Annotated in this window: 14 protein-coding genes and 3 pseudogenes; 11 read left to right on the forward strand and 6 right to left on the reverse strand. The window is 58.0% G+C overall.

Annotation, left to right across the window (positions count from 1 at the left end):
* Positions 1-293 precede the first annotated feature (293 nt).
* Complete coding sequence (locus FA04_RS34040) at positions 294-503, reverse strand: cold-shock protein (RefSeq protein WP_029742828.1); 210 nt, start codon at positions 501-503, stop codon at positions 294-296.
* Between the two features lie 511 nt (positions 504-1014).
* On the opposite strand from FA04_RS34040, the gene FA04_RS35770 reads away from it, so the two are divergent.
* The 3 genes from FA04_RS35770 (at position 1015) to FA04_RS36775 (ending at position 2088) form a co-directional block, all read left to right on the forward strand.
* Complete coding sequence (locus FA04_RS35770) at positions 1015-1185, forward strand: hypothetical protein (RefSeq protein WP_167550739.1); 171 nt, start codon at positions 1015-1017, stop codon at positions 1183-1185.
* Between the two features lie 31 nt (positions 1186-1216).
* On the forward strand, positions 1217-1468 hold the full coding sequence (locus FA04_RS36795) for a DUF982 domain-containing protein (RefSeq protein ID WP_423201968.1): 252 nt from the start codon (positions 1217-1219) through the stop codon (positions 1466-1468).
* A 362-nt stretch (positions 1469-1830) separates the two neighbouring features.
* A complete protein-coding gene (locus tag FA04_RS36775; protein WP_414436885.1) occupies positions 1831-2088 on the forward strand; it encodes a DUF982 domain-containing protein in 258 nt (85 codons plus the stop codon).
* Positions 2089-2342: 254 nt separating this feature from the next.
* On the opposite strand, the gene serA is transcribed toward FA04_RS36775, so the two are convergent.
* Entirely contained in the window at positions 2343-3581 is a 1239-nt protein-coding gene (gene serA / locus FA04_RS34060; RefSeq protein ID WP_034800024.1) for a phosphoglycerate dehydrogenase, read from the reverse strand.
* A gap of 118 nt (positions 3582-3699) precedes the next feature.
* Here serA and FA04_RS36285 point away from each other — a divergent pair.
* A pseudogene (locus FA04_RS36285) lies at positions 3700-3903 on the forward strand (site-specific integrase); the annotation flags it as partial.
* Here the strand turns inward: FA04_RS36285 and FA04_RS36780 are convergent.
* Positions 3857-4237, reverse strand: a pseudogene (locus tag FA04_RS36780) (hypothetical protein); the annotation flags it as partial. The pseudogenes FA04_RS36285 and FA04_RS36780 sit on opposite strands and share 47 nt — an antisense overlap.
* 937 nt (positions 4238-5174) lie before the next feature.
* On the opposite strand from FA04_RS36780, the gene FA04_RS34925 reads away from it, so the two are divergent.
* From FA04_RS34925 to FA04_RS34070, 3 genes are all read left to right on the forward strand, one after another.
* Complete coding sequence (locus tag FA04_RS34925; RefSeq protein WP_082936639.1) at positions 5175-5462, forward strand: SemiSWEET family sugar transporter; 288 nt, start codon at positions 5175-5177, stop codon at positions 5460-5462.
* On the forward strand, positions 5446-6558 hold the full coding sequence (locus FA04_RS34065; protein ID WP_034800058.1) for an exo-alpha-sialidase: 1113 nt from the start codon (positions 5446-5448) through the stop codon (positions 6556-6558). Before FA04_RS34925 ends, FA04_RS34065 begins: the two co-directional genes overlap by 17 nt.
* Before the next feature lie 272 nt (positions 6559-6830).
* Positions 6831-7064: a hypothetical protein gene (locus FA04_RS34070; protein WP_029742822.1), complete on the forward strand. Its 234-nt coding sequence runs from the start codon at positions 6831-6833 to the stop codon at positions 7062-7064.
* Positions 7065-7459: 395 nt separating this feature from the next.
* On the opposite strand, the gene FA04_RS34075 is transcribed toward FA04_RS34070, so the two are convergent.
* Positions 7460-7660 carry a hypothetical protein gene (locus FA04_RS34075; protein ID WP_034800025.1) on the reverse strand — a complete coding sequence of 67 codons (201 nt, stop codon included), beginning with the start codon at positions 7658-7660 and terminating at the stop codon, positions 7460-7462.
* An 851-nt stretch (positions 7661-8511) separates the two neighbouring features.
* Here FA04_RS34075 and FA04_RS34080 point away from each other — a divergent pair.
* A complete protein-coding gene (locus tag FA04_RS34080; RefSeq protein WP_064817089.1) occupies positions 8512-9150 on the forward strand; it encodes a hypothetical protein in 639 nt (212 codons plus the stop codon).
* A 353-nt stretch (positions 9151-9503) separates the two neighbouring features.
* Here the strand turns inward: FA04_RS34080 and FA04_RS34085 are convergent, their stop codons facing one another.
* Positions 9504-9764: a hypothetical protein gene (locus FA04_RS34085; protein WP_034796848.1), complete on the reverse strand. Its 261-nt coding sequence runs from the start codon at positions 9762-9764 to the stop codon at positions 9504-9506.
* 738 nt (positions 9765-10502) lie between these two features.
* A pseudogene (traA, locus tag FA04_RS34095) lies at positions 10503-12875 on the reverse strand (Ti-type conjugative transfer relaxase TraA); the annotation flags it as partial.
* Between the two features lie 256 nt (positions 12876-13131).
* Between traA and traC the strand changes: the two are divergent.
* Genes traC through traG form a run of 3 tightly spaced genes read left to right on the forward strand, consistent with a single transcriptional unit; the run spans position 13132 to position 15566 of the window.
* Positions 13132-13434: a conjugal transfer protein TraC gene (gene traC, locus FA04_RS34100; protein WP_034796843.1), complete on the forward strand. Its 303-nt coding sequence runs from the start codon at positions 13132-13134 to the stop codon at positions 13432-13434.
* 4 nt (positions 13435-13438) lie between these two features.
* Positions 13439-13654, forward strand: coding sequence for a type IV conjugative transfer system coupling protein TraD (gene traD / locus FA04_RS34105; RefSeq protein WP_034796842.1), 216 nt, complete (start codon positions 13439-13441; stop codon positions 13652-13654).
* Positions 13641-15566, forward strand: a complete 1926-nt coding sequence (gene traG, locus FA04_RS34110; protein WP_034796840.1) for a Ti-type conjugative transfer system protein TraG — start codon at positions 13641-13643, stop codon at positions 15564-15566. Before traD ends, traG begins: the two co-directional genes overlap by 14 nt.
* Positions 15567-15679: the final 113 nt, after the last annotated feature.

Consider the following 15679-nt stretch of genomic DNA (forward strand, 5'->3'; position numbering starts at 1 on the left):
AATCCCTACGGGTTAATGAACATTCGACCCTCTTTTCCGTTACAATCTCGCAGCGGTTGAGAGCCAAGCCTCCAGCGCTTGTTACGCACAGAACAGTTCGAGAACGTCGCTCTTATAGACGAGCCCCATTTTTCCCCGCAGTTTCTAGGGTCCGCCGGGTCAGCCGAAAACGCGGAGCGGGGCGGCAAACAGACCACGTTGCCAATAAAAAAGGCCGGGCAAAACCCGACCTTCTACACACGCCTCAGCGGCACTGCCAGTACATCCGTGGTCAGTGGCCAGAAGCGAATTTTTTAGGCAGCTGCGAGGTTGTCAGCTGCGTTCTTGCCAGAGCGTGCGTCCCGAACGATGTCAAAGGTGACCTTTTGGCCCTCGACAAGCGAACGCAGACCGGCTCGTTCGACAGCAGATGCGTGAACGAATACGTCCGTCCCGCCGTTCTCGAGTTCGATAAAGCCGAAGCCCTTAGCGCTATTGAAAAACTTTACGGTTCCAGTGTTCATGACAATTCCTTTCAAAATCATGATTGAAGACCCCGACCGACATTGTGACAGCCAAGGCAGATAGATCGATTTTGAGAGGGAAGGTCGGCTTGAACGCGAAAGGCGAGAAAACAAAGCTCAACAAGCAAATATCGATGCCTGTGTATTTATAGACCGAATGTGTCGCTAGCAAGTCGATGAGGACTTTATCCTCGCATCGCGCACAGGCAGTCACTTATTCGAGCGGCGCACGAACCACCTCCCATCGGACGCCGCGGTCTGGCATTTGCTGCATGATGAGCTCGGCAGATCGCTAGCGGAAGAAGTTCCTGCCGAGTGTCAGCCTCGACTTTGATGAAGAAACGCGCCATTTCGTGTAGGTCGGCGACAGCCGGCGCTTCGCGCCCCAGCCGTCGTATAGGCCCCAGACCGACGGGTATGGGAGGTGAAGCTTGATCATGCTGGCACCTTGACCGAAAGATCGGAACAATCCCAACGCGAGATCAGTTGCCCTCCTAAACAGGAGTCCATCATGATGCCTACCGAACCGATCCCGAGGCCGCCCCAACCTGATTTCCCGCCGGACATGCCCCCGGACGTGCCACAGCCACCGATCGAGGAACCGGAGCCCGACATCCTTCCTGACGAAGTTCCCAACCCGAACCCGGATGAGAACGACACGCCACCGAAGCTCAACGCCTGACGGCGGGGGAGCAATCACAAAGAAAAGGAACATGGTTGAGAGCTGGAACAAGTGCGTGATCATCGAACTTCCCGAGCTCGACGGCGCGCAGATAGTCTGGACACCGAACAAGGCCATGGTCCTGCTTGGTGAAAACTGGCCTGCCGCCTCGGGCGTCGCTTACTTCAACGCCGTTGATAAAATGCAGGGACGCGATGGTTGGTACCTACACATGGGAACAAGCCCGAGTAGCGTTCGTCGCGGCGATCGCCGAGGCCAAGGTTACAAGATTGCGCTGAATTGACTCTCGTCATGCTGCCCACCCGATTTTCGAGGGAGTCCAGAGACCGATTGCACCGGTCACAGGCAATGGATCACCGCCAGCTTCTGCAGTTTCACGCCATCGACCCAGCATGCTGATCCCGATGCCGAAGATCTGAGCTTCGAGCTCGGCGAGTTCGTCCGTGAGGAGTGGGATCTCGTTCACGCCGTCCGCCTCTTATAAATTTCATCGAAAAAACACGGAACCACCTGCGCACAATTTGCATTCATAGCCCCGGTGAGACAGGGAAATTCGAAATGCTTGCTGCGACCTGGGATAGCACCCTTATAATTTTGCTTCCGGGAATGTCCCGTGCGATAGAGATCAAAGACGCTCGAAACGCCATGTTCGTCCTGGCCGAGAGATGGCCGGTGACCTACGGCCCGGCCTTTCAGCGCGCCCTCGCCTTCTGCGCTCGCGCAACCGAAGGAAAATGCTCTCCAACGCGGGCTAGACTGGCTCTCCTTGCCGCAGCTCGTGAGGCCAAAGTGGCTGTTGTTGAACAACACGATCATTTCGGGGGAGTCGGTCATCGGCGCGTCCTCCACACTTCCTGCGGGTCGGTGCCTTCCGCTGCCATCTGCTCAAACGCAGCGGCCTGACGTGCCTCATGCTCTGCCAATCCACTCTTCCGTCAAACCATCAATGGGTGCGTATTTTTGGGCGAATGCTCGCGAGCCCGGCCAGCATACGTTGGCCATGTGCGCGTTAGCTCGACCCTCCCTTGTCGCATTCGGTAGCCTGCCCAGGCAGAAACGCTCGAGCCCTTGGAATCGAGCATTCTAAGCATTGGACGTCTTCACTTGTCCCGCGAAAACACCCTTATTGCCCCGCAACAGATCGGCCCTAACAGCTGTCAGTAGACTAATCGCGTTCGTATCGTTCCAGGAATTGCGCGTAGAGCCTGAAGAATTTCGTCGGCATTTTCGGAAATGCCATCGGCCTCGACCACCACATAGCCCGTGTCGCCAAGCGTCTGAAGAAACTCAGCGACGATGTTCAGCCCGCGCGACGAGAAGATCTCGTTGAGTTGGATGAGCATGCCGGGGCGGTTTTCATGCACGTGAATGAAACGCGTGCCGTTCGGGCGCTCGGGCAGTTGCACTTGCGGAAAGTTGACGGCGCCCATTGTTGAGCCGATGTCGGAATACTCGACCAGCTTCCTTGAAACTTCCCCGCCAATGCGTTCTTGGGCTTCCTCAGTGGAGCCGCCGATATGCGGCGTCAGAATGACATTGCTCAAACCTTGCAACGGCGTCTCAAAACGGTCGTTGTTCGATGCGGGCTCCTTGGGGAACACGTCCACCGCGGCACCCGCCAGATGACCGTCGTTCAGGACTTTTGCAAGTGCGTCGAGATCGACCACCGTCCCGCGAGAATTGTTAATGAAGATGGCGCCCTTCTTCATGCGGCGCAATTCGGTTTCAGTGATCATGTTATGCGTCGAGGGTGTTTCGGGAACGTGCATTGTCACATAGTCAGAGATCTCAAGAAGGTCGCCGAGCGAGGCCATCGACTCCGAATTGCCCCGGCGCAGCCGATCGGAAAGATCGAAGTAGCGCACGACCATGCCCATGCTTTCGGCAAGCGCGCTGAGTTGCGATCCGATATTGCCGTAGCCGACAATTCCGAGTGTTTTGCCGCGGACCTCCCGGCTGCCGACAGCGGACTTCTCCCACCCACCTTGATGCGCGGAAGCCGAGCGCGGAAAGATCTGCCGTGTCAGCATAATAATTTCGCCGATCACAAGCTCGGCCACCGATCGCGTGTTTGAATAAGGTGCATTGAACACCGGAATGCCGCGCCGCCGCGCCGCATCCAGATCGACTTGGTTCGTACCGACGGAAAAACAGCCGACGGCGATCAATTTCTTGGCGGATTCGAAAATCTCGTCCGTCAACTGCGTGCGGGAACGAATGCCGATGATATGTGCGTCGGCGATGTGGCGCTTAAGATCCTTGTCGTCGAGCGCCTTCGGTAAATGAATGAGGTTGGTGTAGCCGGACGAAGAAAAGTAGTCCACGGCGGTCTGGCTAATGCCTTCCAGCAGAAGCACGGAAATTCGCTCGCGTGGGAGAGAAAGTTGGCGGGTCATAAATGTTGCTCCGATGTCCGGAAGGTCGAAGTGGCTTCAGCGTCTTTGAAGATTTAAGCGGCCGGACAGGCAAATATCAACACACTGATACGGCAAAAAAACTCCAGGTACTGCGGCGCTTGCTAAGGCCTGCACCGGTGAAGGACCGGGGTTCCGTAGCATCGACCGACGGGCGCTCACGCCCCAGTCGGTCCATCTAATCCTGAAATGCCGGTGCAAGCAGGCCTGCCCTCGACCCCACGTTGTTCTCGGCTCACGGAATGAGATCGGGTATGTTACTGAGGCTGCCCGCCCCGGCATGCCCCTCCCCGAAGCGATCCGGCCCATTGCGAGCAATTGCAGGCACTGTGTCTCTCGTCGCGAGAGTTTGCGAATACGGCTGAGCCTTCGAAAACCGACCGCCTCAAACACAGTTTCATGGAGATGGCTTGCAAGGACCTACATTTCGTGAATGAAAGAAGTTCGCAATGTGTCCATTGCTGTCTGGGAAGGCGCCAAGTCACGGAAAAAGGCTGCGTTCGCCATTTGGCCCACGGATGGGAATGGTCAAGCCATAAGAACCTATGCCATGGGTGCGGACGGATCTGACCGGTGCTCGAAAAAGACCAGTCCACGGGCAGGAACCCCCACCGGATAATGTCGAGGACCGGATCTACGTCAAAGTAGCCCGGTTCGAGATAGGTCGTAACCCAGGCCTCTGGATAGGTGGTGCACTAATACGGGTACGAATGAGAAGCTCCTCCGGCCCAGACAAGAAACGTCATGTGAGACACGCCGTATCGCCCGCAAAGCTTACAGCGGGCGAGAGGTGTCCTGATACTTCGCAGCCCGTAGCGTCCTCAACGACAGGGACAGTATGCGATGGTCGACCCTCAGACGAGCGCTTCGAAATTCGGACACGACGTCCCCCGCCTTGGCACCGGGGTTAGATCCTAACGGCAGAATATCGCAGCTCGAATTGTAGGAATCGACAGTGTGCGACGCGCGAAACACCGTTCGCGGGGTTGGGCGCAACATAGCAATAGGGAACTTCCTTCGGGCAATTGGAATTTCGAGAAGCCTATGTGCCCTTTTTAACCAAAATCTCGGCCGACAGGGACCAACCGTTCCGGTAGCAGTACCCCGCTCCGTCAGGGGATGACACAATTAATCGGCTATCGCGAAGGCCTCACCGATCGCGGGATCCGTAGGGAACTGAAATAATTCGCGTATTCTCAAACCATAAAAACGCATTAGCAAACAACCTGTTAATGACATAACGCGGATTACGAAACTGCAACATTTGCTGGGTGTGCGATACCTTGGCTGGCTTCCCCGTCGCAGACTAACCGCATGCCGCGCTCGATGGCCTCTCGAAGAAAGTGCAGAGGATCTTGAAGTCGGTGCGAGCAGTGCATTCTGGCTGCGGCAGGAAACAATATCGATCGGCGGACATGGCACGCGAAGTATTTCCAGCCTTTCGCTAGCTCACCGCGACCAAGGCCGGTCCTATGAGAGGAACATTTCGCAAGGCTCTCTGTTCGGTCTGCTCACAGTCACAGCGGCTGCGGCGGTGCCCGGCTAGAATCCTGGTCGCACGTTTATGGAGAACACTTGGAAGCAACGCTGCTCATCGGCTATCTCGCCTCAATTTGCTCAGTGGGTAGCTTCGTTCCGCAGGCATGCAAGGTCGTAAAAACAGGCGATACCTCGGCGCTCTCTGCCCGGATGTACGTTCTCACCGTTACCGGTTTTGCGCTGTGGACTGTCTTTGGTGTCCTCAAAGGAGAGTGGCCGATAATTATCGCCAATGCGATTTGCTTTTGCCTTTCAGCATTCATCCTTTTGCGGAAGCTTGGAGGCTGCGAGCGCGGGAATAGAAGAGATGACCGCAAGGTTTGAAGCGATTCATACCGTCGTATATCGGAGACTCGGCGCATTCGCGGGATGGCCCGCGAATTACGGCGTGTGGGCGTGGGGAGACGAAATTGTCTGCGTCTTCGCCACAGGCCGTCTAGGGAGGGAAAGCGAAAACCTTCATCTCGAAGATCAGCATCACGCGTTCACTCCGGTTCAGGCGAGAAGCCTCGATGGCGGCCTGACTTGGCAGGCAGAACCATTCTGTGGGAGCGTACCGGGTGCGCGCAGTCTTTCGGCGGACGAACATGTCACGAAGGACTTGGAAGCAGGACCCAATGTGGACCCGGCGCTTGATCTCATTACTCTCCCCACCCCGATCGACTTTGCCGATGGCGAGCAAGTCGTCATGGCAGCCCGCACCGGGATATCGGGGCGATCAGTGAGCTGGTTTTACGTCAGCAAGGATCGTGCTCGCTCGTGGAATGGGCCTTTTAGGTTCGAAGGGTTGAAGTCTCACGAAGAGGCGCTCTCTGCGCGTACCGACATCATAACGCTGGGCCGACACGACGCTTTGTTTATGCTCACCGCGCCGAAAGCCGATGGGACAGAAGGTCGTATCCTTTGCGCCCGCACGCAGGACGGAGGATTGAGTTTTTCCTCGGAAGGATTCGTCTGGGATGAACAGACGGGGTACGCCATCATGCCGTCGTCGACGCGCCTCGCAGACGGCACGATTTACACAGTCGTTCGTCGTAGGGCCCATGATCGGTTCTGGCTGGAGGCATATCGGTCAGCGGATCTGGGGCGGACTTGGTCCTGTGTCGGTACGCCTGTCCGGAATACGGGAATCATGGGCAATCCGCCTGCGCTTGTCGCTCTGCCCGACGAAAGATTGGTGCTGCTCTACGGTTTTCGAGATCCACCCTTCGGACTAAGCGCTGTCGTCAGCCGCGATAGGGGCGGAACATGGTCCGAACCGGCGGTTCTCCGCGATGATGGTGACGATGCGGACCTAGGTTATCCATGCGCCTTGGTTAGACAGGACGGCAAGATTATTGTTGTATACTACTTCAACGATCGAGATGGCCCGGAGCGCTTTATCGCAGCTTCTATCCTAGAAGTACCAACCTTAAGTTGAGACTCAATCCATTTGGGCACCCGTCGGACTGGCATGCATGGGAATTCAGACGAAGGTCGCACACGTCGTGCGACTTTGACAGTATCGCATCGGCCCGAGGTCTGATCGGGACACGTCGTGCTTGGCTTTGCTGAAAGGGAGGTCCAGCCACAGTGAAATCGAAACGAAAAGGAAATCCACATCGATATTTTGTCAGGACGGCCCTTGCGGTAGGCCTCCGGGAACTTTCGAGGCGAATTTAGCTTTAGGGCTGGGAAGGCTGGAGGTGAACCATGGCGAACTTCAACAACATTCCCGTCGCAGATTTCGCCTACCGACTTGAGGCGATGACAAAGGACGAAGTCTTTTCGGTCATGACTGATCTGGAGGCTGCGAGTGAACGTGTCGAAGGCGCGGAACGCGACGAGGTGTTGGCGCGCATTGTAATAACCGAAGAAGAAATTGAAAAGCGATTTCCGGGTCAGTTGCTCGCGCCATATCGCGAGTGGAAGAGACGCAACCGGTGAGATGGATGCACGGGAAAGGAGCGCCTGACAAGGAGTTGGGACCGCAGACTTGGCCAGAGCCAGGCGATGACCGCGCTCGGTCTTTCCAGCCCGCGCGGATCGATGAAACCTGGCTCGCAATCATCAATACCGGGTGTGATCGCTTTGCATAAGACGCATCTCAACTTCGCAAACCATTCCCGAACGTGGCGCGAGGAACCTATTGGCTTGGCAGCCGTTGATTCGGGGAAAGGAAGGTGACATGAACCAGATTATCTATCTCGTCGGCCTCGTCGTTATTGTGATCGCAATTCTAGCCTTTTTCGGGATCGGTTAGACAGGGACCCCAGGTGCGGCCGATGAGTTCACGAAACGTCGTCTGGCCATTGTCTCGGCAAGAATGCTCCGCTGACGGATCAGCGATTCTTGTGCCATTCCTTCCGTAGCTCTGCGACTTTGCGATCCAGATCCACTTTGTACGGTCCGAATTTTGCAAAGAGTTCGCGCGCGGCCAGTGGTTGGAGCCCATGCTGCGCGATAAACTCATTCAGGTCGTAACGCGCATTCCAGCCACGCACTACCTTACTGTATTGCTCTTTGGTGTCTTCGTAGCGCATGGCAAGACTTTCAAACTTAAGAGGGCTGTAGTACGGTTCGCATCCGTCGAAGCACCAACTCGAGTGCCACCGAATTGGTTCCAGTGATGCTGGCCTCCTCAACAGCCAGCACTGCGCGCTAGGATAACAGCGCGCGCCGCTTAGCCCACGCCGGCTCATCAGAGCTGAAGGACATAATCGTTTTCGACGATCACGAACCAGTCGCGCGGGCGCTTTAGATCTTGCGCCATCCTGGAATCCCTATGCCTGCCTATCGCTGCGCTCCGGATTGTTATCGGCTCAATCGCCGCTTTCATGTTCTTCACCGGCCGCTGGACGGTGAACCGTGCCCGGCTCGCTGAGATGTGCCGCGTATCATCGCCGGCGTGTGCCGAGTCAGTTTGGCTGGCCCTCTGCGAGCGAAAGGTAAAAGTCCTGACGCATGAAACTCGCCCGTTCCAAGTAAAAGTCCAGACGCTGAAATTTCGAAGCTGAGGCGCAGCGGCGCGTTGGCCGGAAAAGGAGACCGTAAGCGATAATCGCAAGGTGTCCGGCTTGAAACGATCCGGGAGCTCGCTCGGCACTGGTTTGAGCAGTACAGCCCGGAAGGCGATACCATGCTGCTGATTGGCGTCAATGTCAGCGCTGGTGCCGCCTCGGCTCGCACCCAGCTTATGTAACGGCCGATCGACCGAGGTAGGCGTCTGTCCCGGCGGTCCGCCGGAACCTGGGCATCTCCTCAGTTCTAAACGGGGTTTTGCGGTCCCATGACCGGAAACCAACTCGGCATCGACACAGATATGAGGAGGGAACCTGGCAAATCATCCCAAGCTCCGTTGACGCGCGGCCCCTTCAACACCATCTCCTGCGGAATGCCCAAGACGAAGACAAAGAGCAAGGAAAGTGACGATCCCGAACTGATCAGGGAGTGGCCGCTTCCCGTGGTGGCGACCCTCGGATCTGGTGTCAGGCTTAAGGGTATTCTGCAGGAAATCCGGTCCCGGCTACCATCCACGATCCGGAAGTCGCTGGAAATGCAGCCAGGCGGGCTGATCCTCGTCATGCCAGAGACTTCGAAGACCGCCTTCAGAGCTACGGCATCGGCCGTCTCCAGCGCGTTGGACGGCATCGCAAACCTTCCGATCATTCCTCGAGAGATCGAGGATATTCTGACGATCACGGCATCAGAGCGGAAGCGCTGGCTCGCAGACGGTCGTCTGCCCAGCGCCGGGACGCGAACGGTGAGGCTACCAGGACGCGCAAGGAAGATCACCTTTCACATATTCGATCCTCGTGTCGTCGAAGATCTACTCGACCGTGGCGCCGTCGATGAGTGGCGAGAAGAAGATATAGCGGCAAAAGCGGAAAATCGCAGGCGGGCCGCGTATCAGGCGAAGTTGACGCGGTCGCTGAAGAAAAAGGAAAAAGTCAAACCAAGCGAACGAGCCGACGAAGCCGCGACCGGCTTGAGCGGATGGGACGAATTCGGGAGCGACGGTCTCCTTCGATAGGCGTGCCGTCGGTGGAACTTTCCTGCTGGACGGGCCGCTCCCAGTCCCCGACGTAAGCACGGTGACAATTCGAGTAGAACGCGCCGACTTCCCAGTCAACGAGCGTCATGCTCGCGACGCCCCGTCGGCAGGCAATGGCGACCATATCAGACTGGTCCAGAGGTTTCCTTCATTTTGCAACAACGCTACCCGCTTTCGTCGCCATTTACCTTGCACATCGCTATTCCCGCGTAAAAGAGGCGGTATCCAGCGGGGCAGACAAAACGCATCGCTTGGCAATCGCCTCTCCGCGCAGATGGAATCCTCACCCAGGAATTCCTCTCATCAGACCCGGGGCGAGCCATCTAGTCCGTCTACTCACGCTCGACGAACTTGTTGAAGCGGCTAGTCTTGCCGCCTTCCGTCTTCTCCTGATGAAGAAAGGCAAGCCGGCTGCTCTCGAAAATCTCGAAGAACTCATCCCAGTTGATCTCTTCAAGGTCCTCGTCCTTCTCGCCAAAGTCGATCCGAAGAATGCCACCCTTGCCCTTCGTGCGAACCGCGGCGGGCCGGCCCTTACGCTGTTCAACCCATTTACGGATTACGTCATGGTCGGTGGTCGTCGAACTGCTCATTGGATTCCTCCCGTTTAGCAGTGGTTCCGATGGAGTGACAAACTTTTGGGGCCGGCCGTCGGTTCCGTGGAGCACCTCGCTATTCGTGATTTTCGTGGCGTATTCAGCGGCACAAGGCTCTCTGCGTACTTCGCGCCATTCTCCCCAGCGTCTGTACCTGCGCGAGGTTGCCCTCGTGATCGGCCTGTTTGACACGCCGAAACAAGGCGTTCGCCGCCGCCCGGCGAACGGCATCCTCCCTAGGCCTAGTAGTCGCGGCGTAACATCGCATTGACGGCCGCCAGGATCTCGGAGATCCCTCCTCCGGTAGACGGTCGAGAGTCCACCCCTTCCCTTTCGACAACATCATGCAGGTAGGCCACGACTTGGGCCTCGTTACCCTGGACGGCCTCTGCCACCCGCCGGCAAATAGAAGCGACGGTCTTATCCGTCTGTGCCTCATAGCGACAAGCGGGGATCCTGCAAAGCATGCTTATGAGCCTGAAGTGCCGTTGCCCGTGCGCGTTGGCAGCCTATCCGCCAAGGCGTTACGCCTACTCTCTCGGGATCACGGTCTTTCCTCCTTTTTCTCCGGAGCTTTGCGCGGAGCCACGGCAGTGCCGCGACGACGGTCTGACAACATGCGGGCAGTCCCAAATACTGGTTCGGTTCCAGAATTGAAATCTAGAATTCCAGTCCAGGGCTGCTCCCGTGATCCTCTCGATTTTTCTGCGCTTCGTGTCTCCAGAGTCAAAACCTGATCGTTCGAGCGACATTGAGGAGGTGCAGGCCCCGTGCTTGAGCGAAGTGCAGCGCTTGGCGATAGAAGGTCGCCTTCTCGTAATCGAGCGTGGTTTCCTTCGAGTTCTTCTGCGACAGCATCTCAGTCAGGCCGCCGGCCTTGGCGAATGAACGCTGACCGTAATAGACGTCGAGATCCTCACGGTGTCGGGTCATCGCGACATAAGTCAAATGCCGATCGAGGGAGAGCGAAGCAAGCACCTTCACCCGGTCCACGGTGGCGCCCTGGCTCTTATGGATCGTGGTGGCATAACCGTGGTCGATATTGTTGTAAAAGCGGCTCTCCACCGTCACCTGGCGCCGATGCTGTCCTTCGCCAATCTCCGCGACGATACGATTTTGAGCCGCGTCGACGACCTTGCCGAGCATGCCGTTCTTGACGCCCAGAGATCCTTCGTTCTTGAGGAAAATAATCTGATCACCGGGCGCGAAATGGCGGTTCCCGTCCTCGGTCCGAAACATGAAACCGTCGTTGAGCAGGCCTCGCTCAACGAGCCTGGCACGTGCCATATCGTTGAGCATTCTCACATCGCGCCGAAGGTGGGCGAGGATCAGCATGGTCCTGGTAGGATCGTAATCGCGCTCCCAGTCCGCAATCAGGTTCTGGACCGCTTGGGCCTTGAGCTCGGAAGCAACGATCCTGCCATTTGCGCGATAGGCTTCAACCGCCTTGCCGACATCGCCCCGGGCGAGATCGAGCGACGCGTCGCGCATCCACCGTTCGCGTTGTCGATAGATGGTCTGAAGTTCGGCATAGCCGATCCGATCGGCAATGGCGCGGAAGGCCGCGCCCGCTTCAATGGGCTGCAGCTGCTCCGGGTCGCCGATCAGGACGAGCTTGGCGCCAGCCTTGGTCGCGACCTCGACGAACAGCGCCATGTGCCGGGATGATACCATACCCGCTTCATCGAGAACGAAGACCGTCTTGTTGTCGAGCGGGTTTCGACCTTCTTTCCAGCGCAGTTCCCAAGCCGAAAGCGTGCGCGAGACGATCCCCGCGTCCTTCTCCAACCCTTCAGCGGCCTTGCCGGCGAGCGCACCACCGACGACACGATAGCCCGCTGTTTCCCACGCTTCACGCGCAGCTTTCATCATCGTCGTCTTGCCGGCGCCGGCGCGGCCAATGACAGCGGCGATGCGCTCGGGTCCCGCTACATGCTCGATCGCCGATATCTGTTCCTTCGACAGGCGCGAATGACGTGTGAACGCCGCCTTGAGCACGGCATCCCGAACGCCATGCGAGGATCGGCGTGACAGCCAAACCGCGCGACTTGCCATCTCCGCTTCCAGCCTGATCAGCTCGCGCGTGGCGTATTTTGCCGGCACACGCAAGCCTGTCGCAAAAGCGAGCCGCTCGCGGTCGAGACAAAGCGCGTCCGGGCTTTGCAGAATGCGCGCCATCAGACTCTGGAAGAGGCCGGGGTCATCGATATAGCGATGCAGGATCTTGGCTATGTCGCGTTCGTCAAAGACGCTTTTTTCACGCGAGATCAGGTCGAGCACGATCTCCGGCCGACCCTGGATGCGTCGCGAGTTCTCGCTTCGCCGCTCCTCCTGCAATACCAGCCGCTCGAGCGAAGCTGCCTGTTCGTCCGCCGCGGATTTCCGCTCGATCGCCTTGGTGCCGACTCCGAGATGAATGGTCGGCGTAAGCTCGATACCCTGCTGTTGGAAAGAACGGCCATCGATGCGAATGCCGAGACCGGCAAGCCCCAGATGACGGTTCTGGCAGGCAAACCAGCCATCGCGAAATGCGTTGAAATCGTCGAGGTTTCCGGCCCAAAGTTCGTAGACGATCTTGCCATGATCGTTGCGGATTGGATTGCCGTCCACCCCCAGAACCGCGACCTTCTTGCCGCCGAACCCATTCTCGGTCAGCGGCCTCAACGTCGTCATCAGATGGACATGCGGGTTGCCCGGCGCATCGTGATAGACCCAGTCAGCGACCATGCCCCTGGAGGTGACGTGGTGCTCGACAAAGTCTCGGATGAGCGCGACGTTCTGCTCAGCTGTCAGTTCGAGCGGCAGCGCAATCGTGACATCCTTGGCGAGTTGGGCATCACCACGCTTCTCAAATTGCTCAACCTTGTTCCAGAAGGCTTCTGCTGCTCCCGAGACGGGGCGGTCTGCAATCATCGACCGCAACCATGCGGGTGCATCGGCCGGGATGGCAAACTCTTCGTGGAGCAAACCCTGCTTGGCGCGATAGTCGATCGTCCTTGCTTCCCGCTCGTAGTCCATCTTGGCGCAATGCCGATAGGCCGCCGACATGACCGCGCTGCGACCGGAGCCGCGGGCGACGACGCTGACGGAGAAATGGGGAACGGCCACGGCAGAAATCTTTCCCGATTGCGAACAAACTCAAACGGTCGTGGGGAACGGCAGCCCCGCCAGGGGGAGAAAAGCAAAGCGTCGCATCGGCGACGTATAATTGCGCACTTTGATGCCGCTCCTTCGGAACGGCCGTGATCATTCACAAAAGCATCGCCCTTGGCGATTGTAGGATTCACCGTAGTGCGCTGCGCCCTCCGGTCCGCAAAACTGCCTTCGAAAGACAAGCTTTCTGAAGCCAGGGAGAACTGCGCACATGAAGAAACCTTCTTCAAAAATTCGCGACGAAATCGCCAAACTGCAGGAACAGCTCAAACAAGCGGAGACACGGGAAGCCGAACGCATCGGCCGGATTGCGCTGAAGGCAGGCCTTGGCGAAATCGAGATCGACGAAATCGAGCTTCACGCCGCCTTCGAGGCTCTGGTGATGCGCTTTCGCCAACGCCAAGGCGTCATCGCCTCGACCGGAAGAAAAAGGAGCGCTGGCGAAAACGGCGGACCCGCCGGGACTACGACGCTCGCGCCTGGCACGGCTGAGGGCAGCAGTGGCGAGGCTTAAGCGGATGGCGAAAATGAGGACATCCGATTCCCGCAAGAAGGACACGCGGGAAAAGATTGAACTCGGTGGTCTGATTGTGAAGGCGGGCCTGCGATACGAAAAACGCGCGCTTCTGCTTGGAGCACTGGTCGAACTGAGCCTCAGACTGAAGTCCGACGAAGGCGAGCGGGCACGGCTGATCGCCATCGGGGCGGAGGCTTTCAGCCATGACGACCAATAAGCTTGCGCTCGCAATCATCCCCCTCGCGCTGATGACGCTGACGGTTATCGGCATGCATGGCATCGAGCACTGGCTTTCGCCGTTCGGCAAAACGGATGCGGCAAGGCAAACTCTCGGACATATTGGCATCGCCGCGCCCTATGTCAGCGCCGCGGTGGTCGGGGTAATCTTCCTGTTCGCAAGCGCGGGCGCAGTCAAGATCAAGCTCGCGGGCTGGAGCGCTCTCTTCGGAGCCGCAGCAACGCTTCTGACGGCAGCATTCCGTGAGGCATCACGTCTTTCCGCGTTTACTGGAGAGGTGCCCCCGGGCATGTCGGTTGCCTCGTACCTGGATCCAGCAACAATGGTCGGCGCAGCTGCCGCGCTGTTGGCTGGAGGTTTCGCGCTCCGCATAGCGTTGATCGGAAACGCGGCCTTCAGACGTCCCGAGCCCAAACGCGTGAAGGGACAAAGGGCCCTTCATGGAGAGGCCGACTGGATGAAGATGGGGCAAGCGGCGAAGCTCTTTCCCGATACAGGCGGAATTGTCATTGGCGAGTGCTATCGCGTCGACCAAGACAGTACGGCGGCGCAGCCGTTTCGTTCGGATCATTGTGAGACCTGGGGCGCTGGCGGCAAACCGCCATTGCTCTGCTTCGACGGGTCATTCGGATCGTCGCACGGGATCGTCTTTGCCGGATCCGGTGGCTTCAAAACAACATCGGTGACAATTCCGACGGCACTCAAATGGGGCGGCGCGCTTGTCGTGCTCGACCCTTCAAGCGAAGTGGCGCCGATGGTCTGTCGGCATCGCAAAGCCGCAGCGCGGTTCCTCCGCATCCTCGATCCGAAGGAACCGGAAACCGGCTTCAATGCGCTCGACTGGATCGGTCGGTTCGGCGGGACCAAGGAAGAAGATATCGCGTCGGTCGCTTCATGGATCATCAGCGACAGCGGCGGTGCGCGTGGCTTGCGCGACGACTTCTTCCGCGCTTCGGCGCTGCAATTGTTGACCGCTTTGATCGCTGACGTCTGCCTGTCCGGCCATACCGACCAGGAGAACCAGACCTTGCGGCAGGTTCGGGCCAATCTGGCGGAACCCGAGCCGAAACTGCGCGAACGGCTACAGTCGATCTATCACAATTCGAACTCGGACTTCGTGAAGGAAAACGTCGCCGCCTTCGTCAATATGACGCCGGAAACCTTCTCGGGTGTCTACGCCAATGCTGTGAAGGAAACGCATTGGCTGTCCTATCCGAACTATGCGGCCCTGGTGTCCGGTTCGACCTTCTCTACCGATGCCCTTGCCGCCGGAAGGACCGATGTGTTCATCAACATCGACCTCAAGACCTTGGAGACGCATGCCGGGCTTGCGCGTGTGATCATCGGCTCGTTCCTCAATGCGATCTACAATCGCGACGGCCAGGTGAAGGGGCGGGCGCTCTTCCTTCTCGATGAGGTCGCGCGCCTCGGTTACATGCGGATCCTCGAAACCGCGCGTGATGCTGGCCGCAAGTACGGCATCACGCTGACGATGATCTACCAGTCGATCGGACAGATGCGCGAAACCTATGGCGGCCGAGATGCCGCAAGCAAATGGTTCGAGAGTGCGAGTTGGATTTCTTTCGCCGCGATCAACGATCCCGACACGGCGGACTACATCTCTAAACGCTGCGGCATGACCACGGTCGAGATCGACCAGGTCAGTCGAAGTTTCCAATCGAAGGGAGCGTCGCGAACCAGATCAAAGCAGCTTGCCGCGCGTGCGCTGATCCAGCCACACGAAGTGCTTCGCATGCGCACCGATGAGCAGATCGTCTTCACCGCCGGCAACCCGCCGCTTCGCTGCGGACGGGCGATCTGGTTCAGGCGAAAAGACATGAAGGCTTGCGTCGATGCGAACAGGTTCCACAAGATCGCGCAAGACGTCTGAGGCTCCAGGATCGAGCCGGCGCGAAGAGCCACGAGCAAGGCTGACCCAGAAAAATGAAGAGTATCGGAGAAATCAGCATAGCGGCGCCCGAAGGGCGAGATTTCGGGAATTCT

Origin of the sequence: Ensifer adhaerens (genome assembly GCF_000697965.2) — a bacterium.
In the GTDB taxonomy this organism is placed as follows: domain Bacteria; phylum Pseudomonadota; class Alphaproteobacteria; order Rhizobiales; family Rhizobiaceae; genus Ensifer; species Ensifer adhaerens.